This is a genomic window from Clostridium sp. 'deep sea' (assembly GCF_014931565.1).
Classification (GTDB): domain Bacteria; phylum Bacillota; class UBA994; order PWPR01; family PWPR01.
This window is the reverse complement of the sequence record NZ_CP063353.1, coordinates 2075791-2102765: the sequence shown is the minus strand read 5'-3', so window position 1 is coordinate 2102765 and position 26975 is coordinate 2075791. Positions and strand designations below refer to the sequence as shown.

Annotated in this window: 32 protein-coding genes; 30 read left to right on the top strand and 2 right to left on the bottom strand. The window is 34.5% G+C overall.

Translation table 11 applies throughout. The annotated features are described in order from the left end of the window. The first annotated feature begins 1 nt into the window (after position 1). From IMX26_RS09675 to mreB, 3 genes are all read left to right on the top strand, one after another. The gene (locus IMX26_RS09675; RefSeq protein ID WP_195158188.1) at positions 2-748 is read left to right on the top strand and encodes a M23 family metallopeptidase; all 747 of its coding nucleotides are present in this window, start codon (positions 2-4) and stop codon (positions 746-748) included. 418 nt (positions 749-1166) lie between these two features. Next, on the top strand, positions 1167-1424 hold the full coding sequence (gene spoIIID / locus IMX26_RS09670; RefSeq protein WP_195158187.1) for a sporulation transcriptional regulator SpoIIID: 258 nt from the start codon (positions 1167-1169) through the stop codon (positions 1422-1424). 73 nt (positions 1425-1497) lie between these two features. Further along, on the top strand, positions 1498-2517 hold the full coding sequence (mreB, locus tag IMX26_RS09665) for a rod shape-determining protein MreB (protein WP_195158186.1): 1020 nt from the start codon (positions 1498-1500) through the stop codon (positions 2515-2517). Between the two features lie 77 nt (positions 2518-2594). Here the strand turns inward: mreB and IMX26_RS09660 are convergent, their stop codons facing one another. Continuing rightward, positions 2595-4064, bottom strand: coding sequence for a DUF445 family protein (locus IMX26_RS09660; RefSeq protein WP_195158185.1), 1470 nt, complete (start codon positions 4062-4064; stop codon positions 2595-2597). Between the two features lie 128 nt (positions 4065-4192). Beyond that, positions 4193-5008 carry a S1 RNA-binding domain-containing protein gene (locus tag IMX26_RS09655; RefSeq protein ID WP_195158184.1) on the bottom strand — a complete coding sequence of 272 codons (816 nt, stop codon included), beginning with the start codon at positions 5006-5008 and terminating at the stop codon, positions 4193-4195. 294 nt (positions 5009-5302) lie between these two features. Between IMX26_RS09655 and IMX26_RS09650 the strand changes: the two genes are divergently transcribed. The 27 genes from IMX26_RS09650 (at position 5303) to IMX26_RS09520 (ending at position 26964) form a co-directional block, all read left to right on the top strand. After that, positions 5303-5515, top strand: a complete 213-nt coding sequence (locus IMX26_RS09650; protein WP_195158183.1) for an aspartyl-phosphate phosphatase Spo0E family protein — start codon at positions 5303-5305, stop codon at positions 5513-5515. Between the two features lie 333 nt (positions 5516-5848). Continuing rightward, positions 5849-6622, top strand: coding sequence for a DUF6754 domain-containing protein (locus tag IMX26_RS09645; protein WP_195158182.1), 774 nt, complete (start codon positions 5849-5851; stop codon positions 6620-6622). A 19-nt stretch (positions 6623-6641) separates the two neighbouring features. Then, on the top strand, positions 6642-7268 hold the full coding sequence (locus tag IMX26_RS09640) for a hypothetical protein (RefSeq protein ID WP_195158181.1): 627 nt from the start codon (positions 6642-6644) through the stop codon (positions 7266-7268). A gap of 16 nt (positions 7269-7284) precedes the next feature. Then, a complete protein-coding gene (locus tag IMX26_RS09635) occupies positions 7285-8106 on the top strand; it encodes a hypothetical protein (protein ID WP_195158180.1) in 822 nt (273 codons plus the stop codon). A gap of 13 nt (positions 8107-8119) precedes the next feature. After that, positions 8120-8713 carry a hypothetical protein gene (locus tag IMX26_RS09630; protein ID WP_195158179.1) on the top strand — a complete coding sequence of 198 codons (594 nt, stop codon included), beginning with the start codon at positions 8120-8122 and terminating at the stop codon, positions 8711-8713. Positions 8714-9130: 417 nt separating this feature from the next. Further along, positions 9131-9904 (top strand): DUF6754 domain-containing protein, encoded by a 774-nt coding sequence (locus IMX26_RS09625; protein ID WP_195158178.1) that lies wholly within the window; start codon positions 9131-9133, stop codon positions 9902-9904. Between the two features lie 17 nt (positions 9905-9921). Beyond that, on the top strand, positions 9922-10545 hold the full coding sequence (locus IMX26_RS09620) for a hypothetical protein (RefSeq protein WP_195158177.1): 624 nt from the start codon (positions 9922-9924) through the stop codon (positions 10543-10545). A gap of 15 nt (positions 10546-10560) precedes the next feature. Continuing rightward, on the top strand, positions 10561-11382 hold the full coding sequence (locus IMX26_RS09615) for a hypothetical protein (protein ID WP_195158176.1): 822 nt from the start codon (positions 10561-10563) through the stop codon (positions 11380-11382). A gap of 14 nt (positions 11383-11396) precedes the next feature. Further along, a complete protein-coding gene (locus IMX26_RS09610) occupies positions 11397-11996 on the top strand; it encodes a hypothetical protein (RefSeq protein WP_195158175.1) in 600 nt (199 codons plus the stop codon). A 564-nt stretch (positions 11997-12560) separates the two neighbouring features. Next, positions 12561-13334: a DUF6754 domain-containing protein gene (locus IMX26_RS09605; RefSeq protein ID WP_195158174.1), complete on the top strand. Its 774-nt coding sequence runs from the start codon at positions 12561-12563 to the stop codon at positions 13332-13334. Between the two features lie 13 nt (positions 13335-13347). Continuing rightward, a complete protein-coding gene (locus IMX26_RS09600) occupies positions 13348-13974 on the top strand; it encodes a hypothetical protein (RefSeq protein ID WP_195158173.1) in 627 nt (208 codons plus the stop codon). A 12-nt stretch (positions 13975-13986) separates the two neighbouring features. Beyond that, a complete protein-coding gene (locus tag IMX26_RS09595; protein ID WP_195158172.1) occupies positions 13987-14823 on the top strand; it encodes a hypothetical protein in 837 nt (278 codons plus the stop codon). Continuing rightward, the gene (locus tag IMX26_RS09590; protein ID WP_195158171.1) at positions 14823-15425 is read left to right on the top strand and encodes a hypothetical protein; all 603 of its coding nucleotides are present in this window, start codon (positions 14823-14825) and stop codon (positions 15423-15425) included. The genes IMX26_RS09595 and IMX26_RS09590 overlap by 1 nt, the downstream gene beginning before the upstream one ends. A gap of 361 nt (positions 15426-15786) precedes the next feature. Then, positions 15787-16560, top strand: a complete 774-nt coding sequence (locus tag IMX26_RS09585; RefSeq protein WP_195158170.1) for a DUF6754 domain-containing protein — start codon at positions 15787-15789, stop codon at positions 16558-16560. 17 nt (positions 16561-16577) lie between these two features. Then, positions 16578-17204, top strand: coding sequence for a hypothetical protein (locus tag IMX26_RS09580; protein WP_195158169.1), 627 nt, complete (start codon positions 16578-16580; stop codon positions 17202-17204). A 15-nt stretch (positions 17205-17219) separates the two neighbouring features. Continuing rightward, entirely contained in the window at positions 17220-18041 is an 822-nt protein-coding gene (locus IMX26_RS09575; protein WP_195158168.1) for a hypothetical protein, read from the top strand. 12 nt (positions 18042-18053) lie between these two features. Continuing rightward, a complete protein-coding gene (locus IMX26_RS09570) occupies positions 18054-18653 on the top strand; it encodes a hypothetical protein (RefSeq protein ID WP_195158167.1) in 600 nt (199 codons plus the stop codon). Positions 18654-19004: 351 nt separating this feature from the next. Then, positions 19005-19778: a DUF6754 domain-containing protein gene (locus tag IMX26_RS09565; protein ID WP_195158166.1), complete on the top strand. Its 774-nt coding sequence runs from the start codon at positions 19005-19007 to the stop codon at positions 19776-19778. 18 nt (positions 19779-19796) lie between these two features. After that, positions 19797-20423 (top strand): hypothetical protein, encoded by a 627-nt coding sequence (locus IMX26_RS09560; RefSeq protein WP_195158165.1) that lies wholly within the window; start codon positions 19797-19799, stop codon positions 20421-20423. 15 nt (positions 20424-20438) lie between these two features. Further along, positions 20439-21260: a hypothetical protein gene (locus IMX26_RS09555; protein WP_195158164.1), complete on the top strand. Its 822-nt coding sequence runs from the start codon at positions 20439-20441 to the stop codon at positions 21258-21260. A 15-nt stretch (positions 21261-21275) separates the two neighbouring features. Next, the gene (locus tag IMX26_RS09550; RefSeq protein ID WP_195158163.1) at positions 21276-21872 is read left to right on the top strand and encodes a hypothetical protein; all 597 of its coding nucleotides are present in this window, start codon (positions 21276-21278) and stop codon (positions 21870-21872) included. A gap of 351 nt (positions 21873-22223) precedes the next feature. Further along, positions 22224-22997: a DUF6754 domain-containing protein gene (locus IMX26_RS09545; protein WP_195158162.1), complete on the top strand. Its 774-nt coding sequence runs from the start codon at positions 22224-22226 to the stop codon at positions 22995-22997. Positions 22998-23016: 19 nt separating this feature from the next. After that, positions 23017-23643 (top strand): hypothetical protein, encoded by a 627-nt coding sequence (locus IMX26_RS09540; RefSeq protein ID WP_195158161.1) that lies wholly within the window; start codon positions 23017-23019, stop codon positions 23641-23643. 16 nt (positions 23644-23659) lie between these two features. Continuing rightward, positions 23660-24481: a hypothetical protein gene (locus tag IMX26_RS09535; protein WP_195158160.1), complete on the top strand. Its 822-nt coding sequence runs from the start codon at positions 23660-23662 to the stop codon at positions 24479-24481. A gap of 14 nt (positions 24482-24495) precedes the next feature. Next, on the top strand, positions 24496-25092 hold the full coding sequence (locus tag IMX26_RS09530) for a hypothetical protein (RefSeq protein ID WP_195158159.1): 597 nt from the start codon (positions 24496-24498) through the stop codon (positions 25090-25092). Positions 25093-25550: 458 nt separating this feature from the next. Next, the gene (locus IMX26_RS09525; protein ID WP_195158158.1) at positions 25551-26324 is read left to right on the top strand and encodes a DUF6754 domain-containing protein; all 774 of its coding nucleotides are present in this window, start codon (positions 25551-25553) and stop codon (positions 26322-26324) included. 19 nt (positions 26325-26343) lie between these two features. Beyond that, positions 26344-26964, top strand: coding sequence for a hypothetical protein (locus IMX26_RS09520; protein WP_195158157.1), 621 nt, complete (start codon positions 26344-26346; stop codon positions 26962-26964). The last annotated feature ends 11 nt before the right edge of the window (positions 26965-26975 follow it).

Sequence of the window (26975 nt, the reverse complement as noted above, 5' to 3'; positions counted from 1 at the left end):
TATGTCTTTCTTGAAAAAAAATTTTGAAATCATAAAAACAAAGATAGCTCGGTTAGCAAAACAACATGGAAAAAAAGTACTACTAACACTACTTGTATTTTTTGTTGTAGCAGTGTTTAGTGGAGGTGTATTGTGGTGGAGATTAAGGTCATTTAACAAGGAGTTTATATCTCTTCCACCTATAACTGATCCAGATGTAGTAGATCCTATAGAACCTAAAAATGACGACCTAGTTGATAGAGATATTTCTAAAAGTACAAAAATAGAAAGTAATGTAGAATTAAAGGACATCAGCAAAAACCAGACTTTAGAACAAGATATTCCTGTTGCAGTGAGCTTAGAAAAACCACAATGGCAATGGCCGAGTGAAAATAAAATATTAAAATCATACGGTGTGGTATTGTGGCCAACCTATGAAGATTGGCGAATGCATGATGGCATAGACATATTTGTAGAAAAAAGTGGATATATTAAAACAGCAGCCAGTGGCATAGTTAGTAGTATTACTTGGAATGAAAAATGGGGACATGTTATTGAAATTAAACATGGTGATAATTACACTACTGTTTATAAAGGTGAAGGTAAAGTTTTAGTAACTGTTACAGAATCATTAAAAGTAGGAGACAATATAATGATTATTGAAAAATCCAGCTTAGCAGAATCAGCTTTACCAAATCACATTCATTTTATGATAAAACATAATGGTGAAACAGTTGACCCTGAGAGTTTATTGCCCACATTATCCTAATAGAGTTGAGATAACTGCTAGAGTATTCTTCTTTATGTTAATGTTACAGAGACTACTTTAGCAGTGAACCTCATGAATCTTTTAATGATAAAGAGTCTAAAGATTTGCAACAATCAAATTATTTAAACAACTAAAATTATTATCATAAACATTTGAAAATGAATAATTATACATTGTATACAGTTTTTAAAACATTCTGAAAATTCAAAATAGCGACTAAAAATAGTCTCTAATATAGAGGCTATTTTAACGCTTTAAACTAGTAAAATAACCTAGTTTAAAAAATCTATTAGTATAATTAAGGTACTAAAGAATTTATAATAAAAAGTTTTGTTGAGCTTTTATCGGTTAAGACATTCTATTTATCGTATGTTGTACATATATTTTAGTAAATGTACAGCTACGGGGAGGTCTGCCAATGAATAAGCGTATATATAGGCGGGCATTAGATATTGGTAAATATATAGTTCGCACTAAGGCTACGGTACGCAAGGCCGCTAAAGTTTTTGGAGTCAGTAAAAGCACTGTTCATAAAGATGTTACAGAAAGATTAAGAAAAATAAATAGCGGTCTCTATGATGATGTTAAATCTGTTTTGCAATATAATAAGTCCATGAGGCATTTACGTGGAGGTGCAGCTACTAGAAGAAAATACGCTCGAGGAAGAAAAAAATAAAAAAATACTTGAGAGGTTCTCATTAATATTGTCGTATCCCCATTAAATAAGGTACAATAATGGAGGTAGGATAATGGAGGTGGGACTTTTGTTTTTTGAGCCGAAAGATATAGGCATTGATTTAGGGACTGCGAGTGTATTAGTTTTTGTAAAAGGTAAAGGAATTGTTCTTCACGAACCCTCAGTGGTTGCAATTAATAAAGATACTAAAGAAGTATTAGCTATTGGTGAAGAGGCACGACGTATGATTGGTCGTACGCCAGGTCATATAGTAGCAATTCGTCCTTTAAAAGAAGGAGTTATTGCTGATTACGATATAACTGCAAAAATGATTACACGTTTTATGCAGAAGGTTGGCGCTAAGGGATTATTATCACGCCCAAGAATGATGGTGTGTGTGCCCAGCGGAACAACAACTGTAGAAAAAAGAGCAGTAAAAGAGGCTGCAGCAGTAGCTGGAGCAAAATTTGTACGTACAATTGAAGAACCTTTAGCAGCAGCTTTAGGGGCAGGTGTTGATATTACAGAGCCAACTGGTAATATGGTTGTGGATATTGGTGGTGGAACTACTGATGTGGCAATTATTAGTTTAGGTGGTATTGTTAAAAGTGAATCTCTTCGTGTTGGTGGAGATAAATTTGACGAAGCTATTATTAGATACGTTAAAAAAGAGTTTAACTTAGCAATTGGAGAACGTACAGCTGAAGAAATTAAGATTAAAGTTGGTACAGTTTATCCAGGTGGTAGAGATGAAACCATGGAAGCACGTGGTCGTCACTTAGTTACAGGATTGCCATATACAATTACTATTACATCGCAACACGTTTATGAGGCTTTAAAAGACCCAATTGATTCGATGTTATCACTTGTTAGAAGGTTATTAGATATATGCCCACCCGAATTAGCATCAGACATAATAGATCGTGGTATATTACTTACTGGTGGTGGTGCATTACTACATGGTTTGGACAGGCTTATGGCTGAACATACTATGGTGCCAACCCATATTGCAGAAGAATGTGTGTCAGTAGTTGCTAAAGGAACTGGAAAAGCATTAGAATCGTTAGATATCTTAGGAGATAGCATAGATTAAAAAAAGGGCTAAAAGCCCTTTTTTTAATTATACCTAAAATATTATACACTACTAAATATAATTCTTATTAATATTTTTTAAAAACTACTAATCCAAGTATTAATAAATGGCAGAATTAATCCCAATATAGCACCTAATAATAAACCAAAACTTGTGATAGCTTTTAGTTGATTGTTCATTACACTTAATACAATCTCCTCTACTTGTAATAGTTCTAATTTATCTATTTGCTTTTCTACCATTGCTTTTACATCAAGAACCTCTAAAAAATCATTGCCGTATTTATCTATAAAGCTTAGAACAATTGTAGATAAAGCATTGGATAGATTTTTTATAGTATGGCTATCAATTTTTTGTGTTAACTGGCTTATAGGCATATCTAGTAAAAAGCTTACCATAGGTAAAATTAAATTTTTAATATTATCCTCGCTCTCTAAATAATTATTTACAGTACTAGATATTTGCTTAGAGAGTAAATCAGATATATTATAATTAAATTTTTCTCCTAACTCATTTAAAGTAAGCAGTCCGTTTTTTTCTAAAGAATTTTTTAAAGTTTTGTTTAGTAACGGTAAGGCTTCTTTAACAATAACTGTTGATATTTGAGGTATTGACATTGTAACATTTTCTGGAATAAGCTTAATAATTTCTTTGTTACTGACATTGTTAAAAATTAGGTCAAGCTTATTTTGCACAAAAATAAGCGTTTGAGGTGTAGCCAGCTTTTCTTTAAATTTATCACAAATCATATTACTTAGAGTAGCAGGAGGTAGAATTCCACCTAAAATACTGCCTAAAAAATTACCAGTAAATAAATCAGCGAGATATTTTTCTATTAATTTCTTAGTATCATCGGAGTCTAGTTGTTTAGACAACCAAGCCAACATGTTAGGAGCATTGTATTGGATTGAGTTTTTAAGTATCTCAAGGACCTCATCGGATAACAACTCTCTTAAAGATAGGTTATTGCTTTCAGCGTATTCTAACTTTTCTTTAAGAAATCTTTCTAAAAAAGCAGCCATTTTAGCTTCGTACTTATTTAAATCATTATCTTCAATATGGCTGGCAATATCTCCAACGGTTATGGAAGCCAATTTAGTAGTTAAGGGACTTATTGTTTGTTGTAAATTGCTACCTAGAGTCTCAAAATCAAGGTTCTCATGGATTATATGGGCTAGTTGAGTGCTTATAGTGTCACTATCTATTTTAAGCTCAGCTAAAACCATTTTAGGTGTTTTGTTACTTTGCCTTAAGTGATTAATTTGTTTTTTTACAAAGTTATGTAGCTTTGAGTTTACTGTATCATTTTCAAAGACTTCTTTTAAAGCCTCGTTAGTAAAAAGGTAATTATTCACGGTGCTGCCTATACTGCTACCTAAGGCCTTTCTTTGTTTTGGCACTACCCCTGGAGTAAAGGGTACTCTAACCCCAAAAATTCTTTTTTCTTCCAGTGGTCTAAATAGCATTTTAATTGCTACCCAGTTGGTAGAATAACCAATAATGCCACCAACAGATGCACTAGCTATAAGTGGTAATATGCTATTCATTAACTTTCCTCCTAAAAAAATAGCTTAAAATAAAACTTCCTTTAAAAAAAAGTAAGGCATTGATCTCAAAAAATCAAGCCCTTTCTTTATAAAAAGTAAGATTAATCTTAAAAAAAATAAGATTTACCTTAAATGTCTAAACATCTATTTGCAAATTTATTAAATTCTTCAAGTAAACTTTCGTTAATTGTACATTTTTCAAGTTGATGTTTAAAGTCTAGTACTTGCATTTGGAATTGGCGTAGTAAATCTTGTAGATGGCAATAGTTATTCAATAAACTATAATAACCTTCATTTAGTTTTGTAGATTCTGGTAACATTTCTAAAACAGAATCATTTGTTTGTGGCATAGGTTCAGATGTTACATTCATATCTACATCCAAGGTAGAGAAGCTTAGGCGACCATTTTCATCAATGCTTTCAACCTTAGCTTTAATTCTTTGACCGGGTTTAAACATTGTATTTAAGTCATCTATGTAATCATTACTAATTTTTGAAATATGTAAGAGACCTCTTAGTTCATTATCGAGTCTTATAAAAACCCCAAATGGTGCTATGTTTTCAATTGTTCCTTCAACAATAGATCCCTCTCGAGGAATCCCTAAACCGTCTGGATTATTATTGTTATTATTAGTTGTGTGAGAACTAGGTTGTGTTTGAAGCTCATACCTTGAGGTCATAGGACTAAGCGGCTTACGATAGTTGTAATCCATATCCCCTTCCTGTTTAATAAGTTCATTTAACTCATCTTCTCTAGGTTTTATTTCAGTATAATAGTGTTGAGCTATTGTTTGGGGTTTTCTACCAAATTCCTCTGATATTTGATCAAATAGTCTTGTTAACGGAATTTTTCTTCTTTTAGCTTCTTTACATAAAGTGAATAAATAAATATCATCATCTAAGGTCCAATTGTGATAAGATCTTTTACTGGCATCAGTAATCATATAAAAATACCTCCTAACTAAGTATATAAAATAAATTAAAAATAAAAAATTATATCTTCATTAATAATTTTTAGCAATTAAAGTTTAATTTATACATTTACATTATAAATTCCTCTACGTAAATATGAGATAAATATAAATAATATACGAAATTCGACATAGTTCTTCATTAAATTACAACTGGATATAAAAGCTTGTAAAAACTTATAATGGTAAGAAGGAATTATATCGACATCATCCGAAATAATCCGAACATAGCCATTAAGATAAAAGTAGTAGAAAGAGGGGTAGGGCATGGAAGACCAAATGTATGGCCGTTACTGTGAAATGCGGAAAACTATTGAGAGATTAAGAACCGAACTAAATAAGAGTTTAACTGAACATCCTTTAAACAAGGAGAAAATTATTGCCAGAAGTAAATTGCTAGATAAAATGATCATGAAATGTATGGAGTGTGATATCTCAGAGTGCCCCTATTGCCATTATGAATCAATGGCGGGGAATTGAAGGAAAAACGACAATTTATAAGAAGTGATTACAAAACATATTGATGGTAAAAAATGTTTATAAAGTTGCACTGCAATGATTATTTATGTATAATAAATAAGCCGGAGCAGTGCTATTTGCTGTTTATTTAACTTCTCTAATCCTTTAATAAATGGCAGATTTGCATAGCAAGCTAAAAGAGGTGCATCTCTTTTAGTTATAGGTAAGCTTTCATATTGTTAGGTTGGTAGATGCATATGCTGATTACAATAATTAATGAGAGCTATTTTTACTCTTAAGCTTGAGTTTTGCTAAAGAGAGAATTCACTAAATTCTTAGGAGGTGTCTCTGCTTATGAAGTCTGGAGTTTTGTTCCAATTTATTTCTCTAATCTTAATTTCTGGAGCAATCATCTTGTATATCCAAAAGGCTCGTGGTGGCGCAGTATTTAATATCAGAACAATCGCTGGTTTAGATGCAATTGAAGAGGCTGTAGGTCGTGCTACAGAAATGGGACGTATGGTTCACTTTAGTCCTGGTATCGCACCTTTATCTGGAGTTACTGCTGCTCAAACATTTGCTGGTTTAGAGACTTTAGGTTTAGTAGCTAAATTAGTAGCACGTTATGGTGCTAGATTGTTTGTATCTATTCGTCAGCCAATTGTTTTACCATTAGCCGAAGAAGTTGTGCGTCAAGCATATATGTCAGAGGGCAATATAGAGGCGTTTGACGAAGATAGCGTTCAGTATTTATCAAGTGAGCAGTTTGCTTATGCTGCTGCTGTAATGGGTGTTATTCAACGTGAAAAAGCTGCTGCAAGTATTTTATTAGGAGCTTTCTGGGCTGAGTCATTAATGATAGCTGAGGCTGGTTTCCATGCTGGAGCTATTCAGATTGCTGGTTCTGCCAATATTTCACAGGTGCCTTTCTTTGTTGCTGCATGTGACTATGTTTTAATCGGTGAAGAATTATATGCTGCAGGTGCTATAGCCTCAGGAAACCCAATTAAATTAGGAAGTATTGCAGGACAAGATATTGGTAAATTATACGTTATGGTGCTACTTGTTGCTGGTGTTTTAACCACAACATTTGGTGTTACTTCCCTAAAAGATTTATTGGGTAAATAGGAAGGGGAGCTAGATAATTATGAAATCACAAGGATTAATGATAGCGTTAACTTTTATTTTTGCACTTATTATTATAATAGACGGATTCTTCTCTATTGGATTCATGAGCAAAGCCTCAACTGAAATCCAAAACTGGGGAACAATTATTGCTTCTGTAGCTTTAGGTTTAGCTGCTGTTAACTTAATTCGTGTTCATATGCGTAGAATAATGCTTCGCAGAGGCGAATGGTATAACTCTTTAGCTTTACTATTAGTTATGATTGCCCAAACTATTATTGGTTTTGTTAATACTTCTTCTGGAGAACTCTATAATTTTGGTTTTGATAACATTATGACACCATTAGGAGCTACAATGTATGCTTTACTATCATTCTGGATTGCTTCAGCTGCATATCGTGCATTTACTGCTCGTTCTGTTGACTCAGCAATTTTGTTAGTAGCAGCTACAATTGTAATGTTAGGTAATGCCCCAATCGGTGAATCGATTTGGACTGGTTTTGCAACAGTTAAGTCTTGGATTATGGACGTACCAAACATGGCTGCTCAGCGTGGTATTATGATCGGTGCTGGTATAGGTGCTATTGCGTTAGGTCTTCGTATCCTTATGGGTATTGAGCGCGGTCACCTTGGCGGCGGCGAAGAGTAGAAGGAGGTCGTGACTAATGAAAATATTACAGAATGTCGATCGACGAATTATTTATTTACTCATATTTTTGGCATTAGCTATTCCATTGCTTAATCCTATTGGATTGCCATTTTCTATAAATGAAGCGTCTCAAAGATTCTATGATGAAGTAGAGGCTTTACAGCCTGGCGACGTAGTTTTATTATCATTTGATTACTCTCCAAGTGGATCTGCTCAGTTAGATCCTCAAGGTAGAGCGGTATTAAAACACGTATTTAGTAAACCTGGCGTTAAAGTTGTTACAGTAGCATTTTGGCCATCAGGACCGCTATTCTCAGATAAGTTTATTGCTGAGTTAGAAGGAACTCATGACAAAGTATACGGTGAAGACTATGTTAGTTTAGGATATATTGCTGGTGCTGAAACAGCTATTTCTGCAGTTGCTAAAAACTTTCACCAAGCTTTTTCTGTAGATCGTAGAAATAACAAAGTAAGCGATATTCCTATGATGAAAAACATTAAGAGCGCTGCTGATGTAAACTTAATGATTTCCTTTAGTTCAGGTTCACCTGGTATTCCAGAGCATATTCGCCAAATTGTTACTGTATATGGAACTAAATTTGTAGCTGGTATGAACTCAGTATCCGTGTCTGCTAATACACCTTATTATAATGCTGGACAACTTCAAGGTTACCTAAATGGACTACGCGGAGCGGCTGAATATGAAATGTTAAATAATGATCCAGGTCCAGCTACAGCATCTATGGATTCATTATCTTTCTCTCACTTAACAGTTATACTATTTATTCTTCTTGGTAATATAGCTTACTTCACAAATCCTGATAGGAAAAACAGATAGGGGGTAAGATTGAATGGAAACTTTAGGTACATGGGTTGCCGCTTTAGGTACACTTGGTTTAATGTCTTTTGCAATTAAAGAGAATCCATTTTATCGCTTTGTAGAGCATGTATATGTTGGTATTGGTGCTGCCCACTCAGTTGTACTGGGTTGGGAATCGCTAAAAACAACAGCGATTACTCCAATTGGAAACGGAGATTTAAAGAAAATTATTCCTTTAGTAGTTGGTTTAATGTTATATACTCGTTTTATTAAAGGTGCAATGTGGATGTCTCGTTACCCACTAGCTATGTTAGTAGGTATTGGTACTGGTTTAACAATTAAAGGTACAATTGGTGCTCAAATTATTGACCAGGTTAAAGCTACAATGGTTCCATTAACAAGTATAGATAATATTGTTATTGTATTTGGCGTATTATCTGTATTAATGTTCTTCTATTTTACTCGTAAAAATACCAATAAAGTATTTAATGCAAGTAGTAAAATTGGTCGTTACATTATGATGATTGCTTTTGGTGCTTTATTTGGAAACGCAGTTATGGGACGTATGAGTCTTATGATTGGTCGTGTTCAATTCTTACTAGGTGAATGGCTAGGTTTAATTTAACACTTTTATAACTAAATAATAACAAGAGGACTGCTTTGAAAAGAGCAGTTCTCTTTTTTTTAGATAAACTTTTCATTTGGGTGCTATGGTTATTAAATTCGCTCTCCTTTATAAAATTAATCTAAACTCAACCAATTTCATTAGAAAAGCATATAAATTGCTTAGAATCTAAATTTGCAATTCTTAGGAGCACATTATGCATTTCTTTCAATCATAATATTATTTCTTTGCAGTTTATATTTTTTTTGAGTTTAAATTCTATATATATCTAATTATATATTTGATTTAAATAAAATGTTATGATACTATGTAAATAGTAGTACATATTCTATTAATATAGTATAAGGGAGGGAGGTTTAGATAGTAGGTAGAGTAATACCAAAAACCAGTTATTAAATATTAGGAGGTGCGCTTAGAATGAAGTCTGGAATGATTTTTCAATTTGTATCAATGTTACTAATTTCAGCGGCTATTGTTTGGTGTATTCAAAGGGCAAGAAGGGGAGTGAATTACAGTATTAGATCTATAGCAGGTTTAGATGCAATTGAAGAGGCTGTAGGTAGAGCTACTGAAATGGGACGAATGATTCACTACACTCCAGGGCTTGCTGATTTATCAGGCGTGGCTGCAGCCCAAACTTTTGCAGGACTAGAAACATTAGGTTTAGTAGCAAGGTATGTTGCAAGATACGGAGCAAAATTATTTGTTTCAATTAGACAGCCAATTGTATTGCCTTTAGCTGAAGAGGTTGTGAAACAAGCATATATGGCTGAAGGAAATATTGAGGCTTTTGATGAAGACTGTGTTCAATACTTATCTAGTGAACAATTTGCATATGCAGCAGCAGTTATGGGAATCATTCAGCGAGAAAAAGCAGCCGCAAATATTATGTTGGGGGCTTTTTGGGCGGAATCATTAATGATTTCTGAGGCCGGCTTTCATGCTGGGGCAATTCAAATTGCTGGTTCAGCAAATATATCACAAGTACCCTTTTTCGTAGCTGCATGTGACTACGTATTAATTGGCGAAGAATTATATGCTGCAGGAGCTATAGCATCAGGTAATCCTGTAAAACTTGGTAGCATTGCTGGACAAGATTTGGGTAAGATGTTTGTCATGGCTTTAATTACTGTGGGTGTAATTGCAAGGTCATTTGGGAGTACTATTATCTCCGACTTAATAGCTAAATAGAAAGGGGGCAAATTGTTATGAAATCACAGGGTCTAATGATAGTGTTAACTTTTATTTTTGCATTATTAATAATTATAGATGGTTTTTTTGCAATTGACATTATTGGCGTAGTATCAACCGAGATACAAAACTGGGGTACAATTATTGCCTCACTAGCTCTAGGTTTAGCAGCTATAAATTTACTTAGAGTGCACTTACGTAGAATAATGCTAAGAAGGGGGGAGTGGTATAACTCCTTAGCCCTATTATTAGTAATGATTATTCAAATGGTGCTGGGTCTAGTTTACGGAACAGCAGGCAAGGCGTATAACTTTGGATTTGAGAATATATTTAACGCTTTAGGATCAACTATGTATGCTTTGTTAGCTTTTTGGATTGCGTCCGCTGCTTATCGAGCTTTTACAGCGCGTTCACTAGATTCAGCAATTTTATTAGTATCTGCAACTATAGTAATGTTAGGCAACGCACCAATAGGCGAATCTATTTGGGTTGGGCTTAAGGTTGCTAAAGAGTGGATTATGGACGTACCAAATATGGCAGCTAACCGGGGCATTATGATAGGTAGTGGTATAGGTGCTATAGCATTAGGATTACGTATATTAATGGGTATAGAACGTGGACACCTTGGTGGAAATGAATAATAGGAGGTAGAGCTAATGAAATTTTTACAAAATATAGATAGAAGAATTATATACTTACTTGTTCTTGTTGCTTTAGCATTTCCTCTTGTAAAGCCAATAGGGTTGCCTTTTTCAATCAATGATTCTTCTAATAAATTTTATGATCGAGTAGAGGCATTGCAACCGGGAGATGTTGTTGCCGTATCGTTTGATTATTCACCAAGTGGATCTGCGCAGCTTGACCCTCAGGCAAGAGCGGTAATAAAACACTTGTTTTCTAAGCCTGATATTAAAGTAGTAATAGTATCTTTTTGGGCCTCAGGTCCGTTATTTGCTGACAAGTTCTTAAGTGAAATTGAAGGAACACACGATAAACAATACGGAGAAGATTATGTAAGCTTAGGTTATGTGGCAGGTGCTGAGACAGCAATATCGTCCTTTGGTAAAAGTATTCATGCTACATTTTCTACGGATAGAAAGGGTAATAAATTATCAGATATACCTATGCTAAAAGAAATAAAGTCGGCTGCTGATTTTGATTTGCTAGTATCATTTTGTTCAGGTACACCAGGTGTTCCAGAACATGTTCGTCAAATTGTTACTGTATATGACACACCTTTTATAGTAGGTATGAACTCAGTGTCTGTGGCTAATAATATTCCTTATTACAATGCGGGTCAAATAAAGGGGTATTTAAACGGTTTACGTGGTGCAGCTGAGTATGAAATGTTACTAAAAGAGCCTGGCATAGCGGCTGCATCAATGGATTCTTTGTCATTTGCTCATTTAACAGTCATTCTCTTTATACTGCTAGGTAATGTAGCTTACTTTACTAATGCAAGTAGAAAGAAAAGATAGGGGGGTATATCTAAATGGAAACTTTAGGAACATGGATTGCCGCAATAGGTACTTTGGGTCTTATGTCATTTGCGATAAAGGAAAACCCATTATATAGATTTGTTGAGCACATTTATGTAGGTGTTGGCGCAGCTCATTCTATTGTTTTAGGCTGGGAATCATTACAAACAACAGCTATAACTCCTCTTATAGTGGACCATAAATTTTTTAAGCTAATACCGATTATTGTTGGATTGTTGCTATTCGCTCGTTTTTTTAAGGGAGCAATGTGGTTGTCACGTTATCCGCTTGCTGTTTTAGTTGGTATAGGAACAGGACTAACTATAAAAGGAACAATTGGTGCCAATATTATTGATCAGGTTAAGGCAACGTTGGTGCCCTTAAATAATATAAACAACATAATAATAGTATTGGGCGTTCTAACAGTGCTGATGTTCTTTTACTTTACGCGTAAAAATACCAATAAATTATTTAATGCAAGTAGTAAGATAGGGCGTTATGTAATGATGGTAGCTTTTGGTGCTCTATTTGGTAATGCTGTTATGGGAAGAATGAGCTTAATGATTGGAAGAGTTCAATTTTTATTAGGTGAATGGCTGCATATTTTAGGCTAATCAAAAATAATTTAATACCAATACTTTTAGAGAGCGACTTAAAAAGGTAAGTTGCTCTCTTTATAATTGAAGGAATTTTAACAATTTTTTTTAAATTTAATTTTATATTAAAAACATTATTAATTTAGTATAATATAGCCATGAAACTGGTAAAATAACATGATTAAGCCGCATTAATATTAAGTTCATTAATTGACAAATATTTCATCTCACATTATCATATACATAGAATATCAACCAATAGACATATTACATATATGGATAAAATTTCATTTAAATTAATTAAATACAAAAAATAATATAGAAATAAACCATATATTTGTGTATAATGCATATATATAACTGTAAAATATATTTAATTTATATTTTTTTTATGTACAATATGTAAAATAATTCTATAATTAGTTTAAACAATAAATTAATTATTAATATTGCTTAAATAAGCAATTAGTATAATTTAATAATTAATTTAATAATAGCAATATAGAAAGGGGGATTTTGGTTAAATAATACATAGCGTGAATATAGTATAAGGTACATAAAAAATTAGGAGGTGGAACCCCTATGAAGACAGGGGCAATTTTTCAGTTTATATCACTCATAATTATTATTGCTGGAGTTATTTATTTTATACAAAAGGCTAGAGGCGGAGCAACATACCATATAAGACAAATAGCTGGCCTTGAGGCGATTGAAGAGGCTATTGGTAGGGCTACAGAGATGGGTAGAATGGTTCATTTTTCACCTGGTATTACAGGACTAACAGATACAAGATCTGCACAAACCTTTGCAGGTATAGAGACTCTAGGTTATGTGGCTAGGTTAGTAGCTAGATATGGAGCTAAAATTTTTGTATCACTTTGTACCGTATTAGTATTTCCAATAGCTCAAGAGGTTGTTAAAACAGCCTATATGGCTGAAGGCAAAGTTGAGGCGTTTGATGACACATCTGTACAGTACTTAGCTGCTCACCAGTTCGCATATGCTGCTTCTGTAATGAGTATTTTGCAAAGAGAAAAAGCTGCGGCTAGTATTATGATTGGTTCGTTTTTTGCTGAGTCATTAATGATGGCTGAGGCTGGCTTCCATGCTGGTGCAATTCAAATTGCTGGTACAGCTAATATTTCTCAAATACCTTTCTTCGTAGCAGCCTGTGACTACGTATTAATTGGAGAAGAAATCTTTGCTGCTGGTGCAATTGCATCTGGTAACCCTATTAAGCTTGGCAGTATTATTGGCCAAGACTTTGGTAAAGTTTATGCAGTTGTCATTATTCTAATTGGTGCATTACTGTCAACATTTGGCGTTGATGCATTTACAAAGCTAATAACTAAGTAAAGGAGGTAAAGAAATGAATTCAAAATCAGTATTTTTAGTATTAACTATTGTATTTGCACTTATTATTGTTTTAAGCGGATTTATTGATTTACCATTACTTAAGACACTAGATGAAAATGTAACCAACTGGGGTACAGTAATGAGCACAGCTGCTTTTGCGGTTGCTGCTGTAAACCTAATTAGAATCCATGTACGTAGAATTGCTTTAAAAAGAAAGCAATGGTATTTTTCACTATATTTATTAATTGTTATGGCTGCCCAGTTCTCAATAGGTTTGATTTTTGGTTCAGAAAGTGAGCAGTATGCATTTGGACTAAATAGTGCTTATTATCCATTAAGTTCTACAATGTATGCATTATTAGGTCTATGGATTGCATCTGCTGCATATCGTGCTTTTACAGCTAGATCAATAGACTCTACAATTTTATTGCTTTCCGGAGCCATTGTAATGATTGGTGGTACATCATTTGGTGCTTCTTTATCACCAGCATTCGCTATAATATCTGGATATCTGCAAATGATACCTACTGCTGCAGCCTCTCGTGGAATAATGATAGGTGCTGGTGTTGGTGCTATTGCTCTAGGAGTTCGTATCTTAATGGGTATAGAGCGTGGTCACCTTGGCGGCAGCAGCGAATAGGGGGGATATACAATGAAATATTTAAAAAATTTGGATAGAAGAATAATCTACCTAATTATTATTGTAGCAATAGCAATTCCTGTTTTAAAGCCTATAAACTTACCTATTGGTACTACTCCTGAGGTAAAGAGCTGTTATGATAAAATTGAGGCACTACAGCCTGGTCAAGTAGTATTAGTATCTTTTGATTTTGGTGTAAGTGGTATAGCTCAAATTGGTCCACAAGCACAAATTATGTTAGAGCATTTATTTAGTAAAGATGGCGTAAAAATTATTGGAGTAAATTTCTGGCCAGATGGAAAGATATTTATGGATGAATATTTTAAACAATACGGCGATCAATTTAACCGTGTTTATGGCGAAGATTATGTTAAATTAGGCTATATTCTTGGTGGCGAAACAGCAATGAATCGCTTAGGACAAAATATTCATGCAACATTTCCACAAGATAGTGATGACAATAATATTGAAGATTTACCAATGATGAAAAATGTTAAGTCTGGTGATGATCTGGACTTAGTTATTGAGTTTAGTACAGGTAACCCTGGTCCTGCTGAGTTAGTGCGTCAAATAATTGATCCTTTTGAGCTAGACTATTTAGTTGGTATGAACTCAGTATCTGTGGTTAGTAATCTACCATTTTATTCTTCTGGACAAATGGATGGTTATTTAAACGGATCTGTTGGTGCAGCTGGTTATGAGGCTTTAATGAATGTTAGAGCTGAGGCTAGTATTAGTCAAGACCCATTATCATTATCTGTAATTATGGTTATCTTATTTATTATAATTGGTAACATTGGCTATTTTACTGACAAAGATCGCAAAGTTAAAGGAAGGAGTGGAAAATAATGTTAATTAATACATTGGCAGCAATTTGTACACTTGGCTTAATGTCATTTGCAATCAAAGAGAATCCCTTCTTTAGATTTGCTGAGACCACATTTGTAGGTGTTGCAACGGCTCACTCTTTAGTAATATCTATTGAGACTATTAAGCCTCAAATTTTTGTTCCTATTGCAGAACAAGGTAAATACCATTTAGTATTTGCAGTTATTTTAGGTTTACTAATGTACTCGCGCTTCATTAAAGGTAAATCATGGTTAATGAGTTATCCATTATCTATTTTTGTTGGTATTGGTGTTGGTTTAACACTTAAAGGTATAATTAAGTCTCAAATAGTAAACCAAATTATCGATACAGTAAAACCAGTACATAGTATTGAAGCACTCTTAATGCTAATTGGTGTAGTATCAGTATTATTATTCTTCTTCTTCTCTCGTAAAAAGGGTGGAAGTACTGGGGCAGTGTTAGGTGTAACCAGTAAAATTGGAAGACTATACATGATGATTGCCTTTGGTGCATTATTTGGAAACACAGTACTTGGTAGAATGACACTTCTAATTGGTAGAATAAAATTCATATTAATAGACTGGCTACATCTAGCTGGTTAATCATAGGAATTTCATAAATAAAAAAACAACTTGCTAAATAGCTGGTTGTTTTTTTATTTTTAAATGTAAATGTTAATTATTTACAAAAAAGTACATGATAAATCGGGTAATGGAATAAAAAACATTGTTATAACTATAAAAAAGTAAAAAAAATAAAGTTCTTTATTAGCAAAAAATATATCTTTATATTTAGAATATACTGAATTTTTTAAATAATTAAAATATTCTGATAATTTAGAAGGGAAATAAATATAAATTGTCGAAATACTAGCCTCAGTGAGTCTAAAGTGGGGGGTGGTTTATGTTAGGTTTAGTTGCTGATAAAGAGTATAGGATAAAAAATTAGGAGGTGGACTCATTTATGAAGTCTGAAGTATTGTTCCAATTTATATCACTTATCTTAATTTCTGGAGCAATTATTTATTGCATTCAAAGAGCTCATAGTGGTGCCCAATATAAGATTAGATTAATAGCAGGACTAGAAGCAATTGAAGAAGCAGTTGGTCGTGCTACAGAGATGGGACGAATGGTACATTTCACTCCAGGAATTGCTGGGGTTGACGGTGTAAATGCAGCTCAAACATTTGCAGGACTAGAGACCTTGGGAATGGTAGCTCGTTTAGTGGCCCGTTATGGTGCAAGATTATTTGTTTCTATAAGAATTCCTATTGTTTTACCATTGGCAGAGGAAATTGTTAAACAAGCATATATGTCTGAGGGTGCGGTTGAAGCCTATGATCAAGAATGTGTGCAATACTTATCAAGTGAACAGTTTGCTTATGCTGCTGCTGTAATGGGAATCATTCAGCGAGAAAAAGCAGCTGCCAGTATTTTATTAGGAGCTTTCTGGGCTGAATCGCTAATGATTGCGGAGGCTGGTTTCCATGCTGGTGCTATTCAAATTGCGGGTTCAGCAAACATTCATCAAATTCCTTTTTTTGTAGCAGCTTGTGATTATGTATTAATTGGTGAGGAATTATATGCTGCAGGTGCTATTGCGTCAGGCAACCCTGTTAAGCTTGGTAGTATTGCTGGTCAAGATCTTAGTAAACTTTATGTAATGATAATTTTGGTTGTGGGTGTGATTGCTATAACACTTGGCAGTGACTTCATGGTTGAAATAATGAATAAGTAGGGAGGGGGGCAGGTAAAATGAAATCACAGGGATTAATGATAGCATTAACTTTTATATTTGCATTAATAATTATTCTAGACGCTTTTTTTAACATTGGTATAATAAGCATTATTTCTACTGAAATTCAAACATGGGGTACTATAATTGCGTCAGTTGCGTTAGGCTTAGCAGCTGTAAATTTAATTAGAGTTCATACCCGCAGAATTATGCTCCGTAGAGGAGAATGGGTTAACTCTTTAATACTTCTATTAATATTAATAGTACAAACACTAATTGGTTTAATTGATAAAACAACTGGAGATGTTTACAAATTTGGTTTCGATAATGTAATGACTCCACTAGGAGCAACAATGTATGCATTATTATCTTTCTGGATTGCCTCTGCTGCTTACCGTGCTTTTACAGCACGTTCTATAGACTCCGCTATCTTATTAGTTGCTGCTACAGTTGTAATGTTAGGTAATGCCCCAATTGGAGAATCTATTTGGATGGGATTTAAAGACATAAAGACTTGGATAATGGATGTTCCAAATATGGCTGCAAACAGAGGTATTATGATTGGTGCCGGTATAGGTGCAATTGCGTTAGGTCTTCGAATACTTATGGGTATCGAACGCGGTCACCTAGGCGGCGGCGAAGAGTAGAGAGAGGTTAAACTAATGAAATTAATTCAAAATATCGATCGACGTATCATATATTTAGTTGTATTTTTAGCATTAGCTGTTCCTATGCTTAAGCCTGTAGGCCTACCATTTTCAATTAACCCTGAGTCTCAAAACTTTTATGATAAAATAGACGCTTTAAATTCTGGAGATATAGTTTTTGTTTTATGGAATTACTCTCCTAGTGGACAAGCTCAATTAGATCCCCAGGGTAGAGCTGTGTTAAAACACTTGTACTCTAAAGAAGGAGTAAAAATCGTAAATGTGTCCTTTTGGCCATCTGGACCTTTATTCAATGAAAAGTTTCAAAAAGAAATGCAAGGCTCTCATAACAAGGTTTATGGAGAAGACTATGTAAACTTAGGATATATAGCTGGTGGTGAAACAGCAATATCAGCATTCGCAAAAAATATTCACGAAGCTTTTTCAAATGATAGACAAGGCAATAATATAAGTGATATTCCTATGATGAATAATATAAAATCTGCATCGGATGCTAGTTTAATGATCCAGTTTGGTACAGGTACACCGGGTGTTCCTGAAGTTGTTCGCCAGATTGTATCTGTGTATGGAACAGAATTTGTTGCTGGAATGAACTCAGTATCGGTAGCTGGTAATATTCCTTACTACAATGCTGGTCAGGTAAAAGGATATTTAAACGGATTACGTGGTGCAGCAGAATATGAAATGATGTTAAATGAACCAGGAAAAGCTACCGCTTCTATGGATTCATTATCATTCTCGCACCTAACTATAATAATGTTTATTTTGATAGGTAACATTGCTTACTTTACAAATCCTGACAAGAAGAAGAGATAGGGAGGTAAGATAATGGTACAAACTATAGGTACATGGATTGCTGCTTTAGGAACGCTAGGATTGATGTCGTTCGCAATTAAAGAAAACCCCTTTTATCGGGTGGTTGAACATGTTTATGTAGGTGTTGCAGCGGCTCATTCATTGGTAATGGGTTGGGAATCACTTAATACAACAGCATTTACACCGATTACGCAAGGAGAGTTTTTAAAAATTATTCCTTTAGTAATTGGGGTTCTATTATTTGCCCGTTTCTTTAAAGGTCAAATGTGGTTATCTCGTTATCCGCTCGCCATTCTTGTAGGTATTGGTACCGGTTTAACTATAAAAGGTACTATTAGTGCTCAAATTATTGACCAAGTACAGGCATCTATTAAGCCATTAAACACACTTAATAATGTTATAATTTTTGTAGGTTTATTGTCAGTATTAATGTTTTTCTATTTCACTAGAAAAAATACAAATAAACTATTCAATGTAAGTAGTAAAATAGGGCGATATATTATGATGATTGCCTTTGGTGCTTTATTTGGAAACGCAGTTATGGGGCGTATGAGTCTCATGATTGGACGTGTTCAGTTTTTACTAGGTGAGTGGCTCGGCTTACTTGGCTAAATATAAAATTAATAAAAATATACTAAAAAAAGCCTTACCAATTATGGTTAGGCTTTTTTTTAATAAATATTAGTATATTACCATTTTTTTATTTTAATTATAATTTATTGTTAATTAAAAACATTCTAATTATAAAAAAAATTACCAATCTTTCTAATATTCATAATAAATTGAATTGTTTTAATACAAAAAATATTTAAAATTGCTATAATATTTAGAAAATTAAGCAGGAATCAAAAATAAATCGTCGAATTATAGTCATCAACATATTGAAAGGAAGGTGAGATGCAAAATTAGCTGTTAAAGAAAACTAAGTGTGTTGAGCTAAAAAATTTGGAGGTGGACTCGCTAATGAAACCTGATGTTATGTTTCAATTTTTTTCATTAATAATAATCTCTGGAGTTATTATTTACTGCATACAGAAGGCTAGAGGTGGTACAGCTTATAAAATCAGGGCAATTGCTGGCCTAGATGCAATTGAAGAAGCTGTTGGTCGTGCAACTGAGATGGGTCGCATGGTACATTTTACTCCTGGTATTGCAGCATTATCTGGTGTTACTGCTGCTCAAACATTTGCTGGTTTAGAGACATTAGGTATGGTAGCTAAATTAGTTGCTCGTTACGGGGCAAAGTTATTTGTTTCTATTCGTCAGCCAATTGTTTTACCATTAGCTGAAGAAGTAGTACGTCAAGCTTATATGGCAGAAGGTGCTATTGAAGCTTATGATGAAGACTGTGTTCAGTATTTATCAAGTCAACAGTTTGCTTATGCTGCGGCTGTTATGGGAATCATTCAACGTGAAAAAGCAGCTGCCAGTATATTATTGGGTGCTTTTTGGGCTGAATCTCTAATGATTTCTGAAGCAGGATTCCACGCTGGAGCTATTCAGATTGCTGGATCTGCTAACATTCACCAAATTCCTTTCTTTGTTGCTGCTTGTGACTATGTTTTAATTGGTGAAGAATTATATGCAGCTGGTGCTATTGCCTCTGGCAACCCAGTAAAATTAGGAAGTATCGCAGGACAAGATATTGCTAAGTTATATGTTATGTTGTTATTGTTAGTAGGTGTAGCTGGCGCTACAGTAGGCCAGAATTTCCTAAAAGACTTAATGAGTAAATAGGAAGGGAGGCCATAAATTATGAAATCACAAGGATTAATGATAGCGTTAACTTTTATTTTTGCACTTATAATTATTATAGATGGATTCTTTTCATTAGGATTTATAAATACTGCTTCAACAGAGATTCAAACTTGGGGTACAATTATAGCTTCTATAGCTTTAGGTCTTGCTGCTGTTAACTTAATTCGTATCCATGCACGTAGAATAATGTTACGTAGGGGTGAGTGGTACAATTCAGTTGCTTTACTATTAATTATGATAGTACAAACTGTTATTGGATTAGTCGACACATCTTCTGGAGAAATATATACTTTCGGTTTTGATAATATAATGACTCCATTAGGTGCGACAATGTATGCATTGTTATCATTCTGGATTGCTTCAGCTGCTTATCGTGCCTTTACTGCCCGTTCTATTGATTCAGCAATTTTACTAGTAGCTGCAACCATTGTTATGTTAGGTAATGCTCCAATTGGCGAATCTATTTGGATGGGATTCAAAGATATAAAATCATGGATTATGGATGTTCCAAATATGGCTGCTCAGCGTGGTATTATGATCGGTGCTGGTATAGGTGCTGTAGCGTTAGGTCTCCGTATTCTTATGGGAATTGAGCGCGGCCACCTTGGCGGCGGCGAAGAGTAGAGGGAGGTTTGACTAATGAAATTTTTACAGAATGTAGATCGAAGACTTATATATTTACTCGTTTTCTTAGCATTAGCTATTCCAATGCTTAAGCCTATTGGTTTACCATTTTCTATAAACCAATCATCTCAGGAATTTTACGATAAAGTTGAAGCATTACAGCCAGGTGATGTAGTATTTATGCTTTGGAATTACTCTCCAAGTGGATCTGCACAGTTGGACCCACAGGGTAGGGCTGTTATGAAGCACTTATATTCAAAACCTGGAGTGAAAATAGTAAACGTATCTTTCTGGCCATCAGGTCCTTTATTTAATGAAAAGTTTCAAAAAGAAATAGAAGGAACTCATGATAAAGTTTACGGTGAAGACTATGTTAACTTAGGATATATTGCTGGTGCTGAAACAGCTATCTCTGCTTTTGCTAAGAATATACACGAAGCATTTGCTGACGATAGACAGGGCAATAATGTTAGTAGTATACCTATGATGAAAAATATTAAGACAGCAGCTGATGCTGATTTAATGATTCAATTTGGTACAGGTACCCCTGGTGTTCCCGAGGTTGTTCGTCAAATTGTAACAGTTTATGGAACAGAATTTGTTGCTGGAATGAACTCAGTATCTGTAGCTGGTAACATTCCTTACTACAATGCTGGTCAGGTAAAAGGTTACCTAAACGGATTGCGCGGTGCTGCTGAGTATGAAATGATGATGAATGATCCAGGTTCGGCTACTGCCTCAATGGATTCGTTATCCTTTTCACATTTAACTGTAATAGTCTTTATTCTTCTTGGAAATGTTGCTTATTTCACGAATCCTGATAGGAAGAAGAGATAAGGGGGTAAGATTTAAATGGAAATGTTAGGTACATGGATTGCCGCTCTTGGCACTCTAGGTTTAATGTCTTTTGCAATTAAAGAAAATCCGTTTTACCGTTTTGTAGAGCACGTATATGTAGGTATTGGAGCTGCTCACTCAGTTGTATTAGGGTGGGAATCACTAAAAACAACTGCAATTACTCCAATCGCAAATGGAAACTTAATAAAAATTGTTCCCTTAATCATTGGGCTAATGTTATATACTCGTTTCGTTAAAGGAGCCATGTGGATGTCTCGTTATCCACTAGCTATGTTAGTAGGTATTGGTACTGGTTTAACAATTAAAGGTACAATAGGTGCTCAAATTATTGATCAGGTTAAAGCAACATTATTACCTCTAACAAGTATCGACAATATCATTATTGTATTCGGTTTATTATCAGTATTAATGTTCTTCTACTTTACTCGTAAAAATACCAACAAAATATTTAACGCAAGTAGTAGAGTAGGTCGTTACGTGATGATGATTGCCTTTGGTGCACTATTTGGAAACGCAGTTATGGGCCGTATGAGTCTCATGATCGGTCGTGTACAGTTCTTATTAGGTGAATGGCTTGGTCTACTCGGTTAATTGTTAAAATAAGTAATAAAATACCAAAAGCTTATCCATATATGGATAAGCTTTTTTGTTTATAAAAAAAATAGTAATATATAAAATAATTATTATAATTATAATTAATTATAAAAAAAATATAATTAATTAATCCATAATATTGTATTATATCCGTAATAATCAACTATTTGAAAAGCGAGATTAAAAAAAATATTTAAAATTGTTATAATATTTTGATTAGTTTGCAGGAGAAATGAAAATACCGTCGAATTTACATCAGCATCATAATAGAAAGGAGATGACAAAAAACCAAATACAGTATTTTATAGAAATATTGTAATAATTAATAATTAGGAGGAGGACCTATTCATGAAAACTGGAGTTTTGTTCCAACTTATTTCTCTAATCTTAATTTCTGGAGCAATCATATTTTACATTCAAAAGGCCCGTGGCGGCACAGTATTTAGTATTAGAACAATCGCTGGTTTAGATGCAATTGAAGAGGCTGTAGGTCGTGCTACAGAAATGGGACGTATGGTTCACTTTAGTCCTGGTATCGCACCTTTATCTGGAGTTACTGCTGCTCAAACATTTGCTGGTTTAGAGACTTTAGGTTTAGTAGCTAAATTAGTAGCACGTTATGGTGCTAGATTGTTTGTATCTATTCGTCAGCCAATTGTTTTACCATTAGCCGAAGAAGTTGTGCGTCAAGCATATATGTCAGAGGGTAATATTGAGGCATTTGACGAAGATAGCGTTCAGTATTTATCAAGTGAGCAGTTTGCTTATGCTGCTGCTGTAATGGGTGTTATTCAACGTGAAAAAGCTGCTGCAAGTATTTTATTAGGAGCTTTCTGGGCTGAGTCATTAATGATAGCTGAGGCTGGTTTCCATGCTGGAGCTATTCAGATTGCTGGTTCTGCTAATATTTCACAGGTGCCTTTCTTTGTTGCTGCATGTGACTATGTTTTAATCGGTGAAGAATTATATGCTGCAGGTGCTATAGCCTCAGGAAATCCAATTAAATTAGGAAGTATTGCAGGACAGGATATCGGCAAGCTTTACGTTATGGTGCTACTTGTTGCTGGTGTTTTAACCACAACATTTGGTGTTACTTCCCTAAAAGATTTATTGGGTAAATAGGAAGGGGAGCTAGATAATTATGAAATCACAAGGATTAATGATAGCGTTAACTTTTGTTTTTGCACTTATTATTATAATAGACGGATTCTTCTCTATTGGATTTATGAGCAAAGCCTCAACAGAAATCCAAAACTGGGGAACAATTATTGCTTCGATAGCTTTAGGTTTAGCTGCTGTTAACTTAATTCGTGTTCATATGCGTAGAATAATGCTTCGCAGAGGCGAATGGTATAACTCTTTAGCTTTACTTCTAGTTATGATAGTACAAACTATTATTGGTTTAATTAATACTTCTTCTGGAGAATTATATACTTTTGGTTTTGATAACATTATGACACCATTAGGAGCTACAATGTATGCTTTACTATCATTCTGGATTGCTTCAGCTGCATATCGTGCATTTACTGCTCGTTCAGTTGACTCAGCAATTTTATTAGTAGCAGCTACAATTGTAATGTTAGGTAACGCCCCAATCGGAGAATCGATTTGGTCTGGCTTTGCAACAGTTAAGTCTTGGATTATGGACGTACCAAACATGGCTGCTCAGCGTGGTATTATGATCGGTGCTGGTATAGGTGCTATTGCGTTAGGTCTTCGTATTCTTATGGGTATTGAGCGCGGTCACCTTGGCGGCGGCGAAGAGTAGAAGGAGGGTATAACTAATGAAATATTTACAGAATGTAGATCGACGAATTATTTATTTACTCGTATTCTTAGCATTAGCTATTCCATTGCTTAAGCCTATTGGATTGCCATTTTCTATAAACGATGCATCTCAGAGTTTCTATGACAAAGTTGAAGCTTTACAGCCTGGTGATGTTGTAGCAATGTCTTTTGACTACTCTCCAAGTGGATCTGCTCAGCTAGACCCACAAGCGAAAGCAGTTATGAAACATGTATTCTCAAAACCTGGTGTTAAAATAGTAAATGTGGCATTTTGGCCATCAGGTCCATTATTTGCTGAGAAGTTCCAAAAAGAACTTGAAGGAACTCATGACAAGGTTTATGGCGAAGATTACGTTAACTTAGGATATATTGCTGGTGCTGAAACAGCTATCTCTGCGTTTGCTAAAGATATCCATTCTGCTTTTTCAACAGATAGACAAGGCAATGCTATAAGTAGTATTCCTATGATGAAAAATATTAAGGATGCAAATGATTTTAAACTATTTGTGTGCTTTGGCTCAGGTACTCCTGGTGTTCCTGAACATGTACGCCAAGTTGTTACAGTATATGGTACAGAATTTGTAGCAGGAATGAACTCAGTATCAGTTGCTGGTAACGTTCCTTATTATAATGCTGGTCAGGTTAAAGGTTACTTAAACGGACTACGTGGTGCTGCTGAGTATGAAATGATGATGAATGATCCAGGTCCTGCTACAGCTTCTATGGACTCACTATCTTTCTCACACTTAACCGTAATAGTCTTTATTCTTCTTGGAAATATTGCTTATTTCACAAATCCTGATAGGAAGAAGAGATAAGGGGGTACGAATAAATGGAAATGTTAGGTACATGGGTTGCCGCTTTAGGCACTCTAGGATTAATGTCTTTTGCAATTAAAGAGAATCCGTTTTACCGTTTTGTAGAGCACGTTTACGTAGGTATTGGTGCTGCTCACTCAGTTGTACTGGGTTGGGAATCACTAAAAACAACAGCGATTACTCCAATCGGAAACGGAGATTTAAAGAAAATTATTCCTTTAGTAGTTGGTTTAATGTTATATACTCGTTTTATTAAAGGTGCAATGTGGATGTCTCGTTATCCACTAGCTATGTTAGTAGGTATTGGTACTGGTTTAACAATTAAAGGTACAATTGGTGCTCAAATTATTGACCAGGTTAAAGCTACAATGGTTCCATTAACAAGTTTAGATAATATTGTTATTGTATTTGGTGTATTATCTGTATTAATGTTCTTCTACTTTACTCGTAAAAATACCAATAAAGTGTTTAATGCGAGTAGTAAAGTTGGTCGTTACATTATGATGATTGCTTTTGGTGCTTTATTTGGAAACGCAGTTATGGGTCGTATGAGTCTTATGATTGGTCGTGTACAATTCTTATTAGGTGAATGGCTCGGATTAATTGGTTAGTTACCTGCTTATTGTGAACTTATAATATATATAAAAAAAACTGCTCGCTTTTAAGCGAGCAGTTTTTTATGTTATAGAGTAGAGTTAGATTAAATTGTTACAGCTTATTAATAACTAAAATTTTACCTCTTATAAAATTAAAATTTATCCTTAAGTATAATTTTCATTCCGTATTTTATTTCCGATTAATTTCCCATAATAATAAGCAAAATTAAAAAAAAATAGGAAAAATATGTAATGCAAAAATAGACTAAAGCTTGTTTATATCTAAAATTAACCCTATTTTCTTGCCTATTTGCATTATTATTTTACCAATTTAAGTGATTAGGAATTAATAGGCTAACTTTTGAATAGCATTATTGTAAACAAGTGTTTAAATGCTTTAAGTAAAAGAGTAAGGAGGTGAGCAAAAAAATACCACGTAGCCGTTTATAATATGTGGAGGTGAATATTTAAGTATGAAAACAGGTGTTGCTTTTCAATTAGTTTCATTAATAATACTGACTATAGGAATAATTTTTTATATTCAAAAGGCAAGAGGTGGAGTTGCGTTTAAGATTAGGTCAATTGCTGGTTTAGAAGCTATTGAGGAAGCTGTTGGTCGAGCTACAGAAATGGGCAGAATAATTCATTTTACACCTGGTATTGCTGGGGTAACTGGAAATACTGCTGCTCAAACCTTTGCAGGGTTAGAAACCCTTGGCATGGTTGCAAGGCTTGTTGCGAGATATGGAGCAAAGTTGTTTGTATCAATCAGAATCCCTATTGTACTACCTCTAGCAGAAGAAATAGTAAAACAAGCATATATGGCAGAGGGAGCTGTTGAGGCATATGATGAGGATTGTGTTCAGTATCTTTCAAGTGAGCAATTCGCATATGCTGCAGCTGTAATGGGTATTATTCAGCGCGAAAAAGCTGCTGCTAGTATTTTACTGGGAGCCTTTTGGGCAGAGTCACTAATGATAGCCGAAGCGGGGTTTCATGCTGGAGCTATTCAAATTGCTGGTTCGGCAAACATACATCAAATTCCATTTTTTGTAGCTGCATGTGATTATGTATTAATTGGAGAAGAGTTGTTTGCTGCTGGGGCAATAGCCTCTGGTAATACTGTTAAGTTAGGAAGTATTGCAGGTCAAGATTTTAGTAAGTTATACATTATGGCTCTTATTGTAATTGGTGTATTAGGAACAACTTTCGGTAGTAGTTTTCTTGCTGACTTAATGAATAAATAGGTAGGGGGGCAAGATAAATATGAAATCACAAGCTATACTTATTGTAATTACGTTTATTTTTGCATTAATCATAATAGTAGATGGATTCTTTAACATAGATTTCATTAGTACAGCTTCTACTGAGATACAAACATGGGGTACTATTATTGCATCTATAGCGCTAGGCTTAGCCGCAGTTAATCTAGTTAGAGTACATCTTCGTAGAATTATTCTTAAAAGAGGTGAGTGGTATAATTCACTGGTTCTTTTATTAGTTTTAGTTGTTCAAACAATAATAGGTCTTATTAATTCCTCAACAGGAAATACCTATAAATATCTTTTTGATAACATCTTTACTCCTTTAGGTGCTACCATGTATGCAATGTTAGCATTTTGGATTGCGTCAGCTGCTTATAGATCTTTTAGAGCACGCTCACTAGACTCGGCGATTTTACTTATTGCGGCTACAGTTGTAATGTTAGGCAATGCTCCAATTGGTGAAAGTATTTGGAGTGAGTTCGCTACTATAAAATCATGGATAATTGAGGTGCCAAACATGGCAGCTCAGCGTGGTATTATGATTGGCGGTGGTATTGGTGCAATAGCTTTGGGTATTAGGATATTAATGGGTATTGAACGTGGACACCTCGGTGGCGAGTAAAGGAGGTTGTA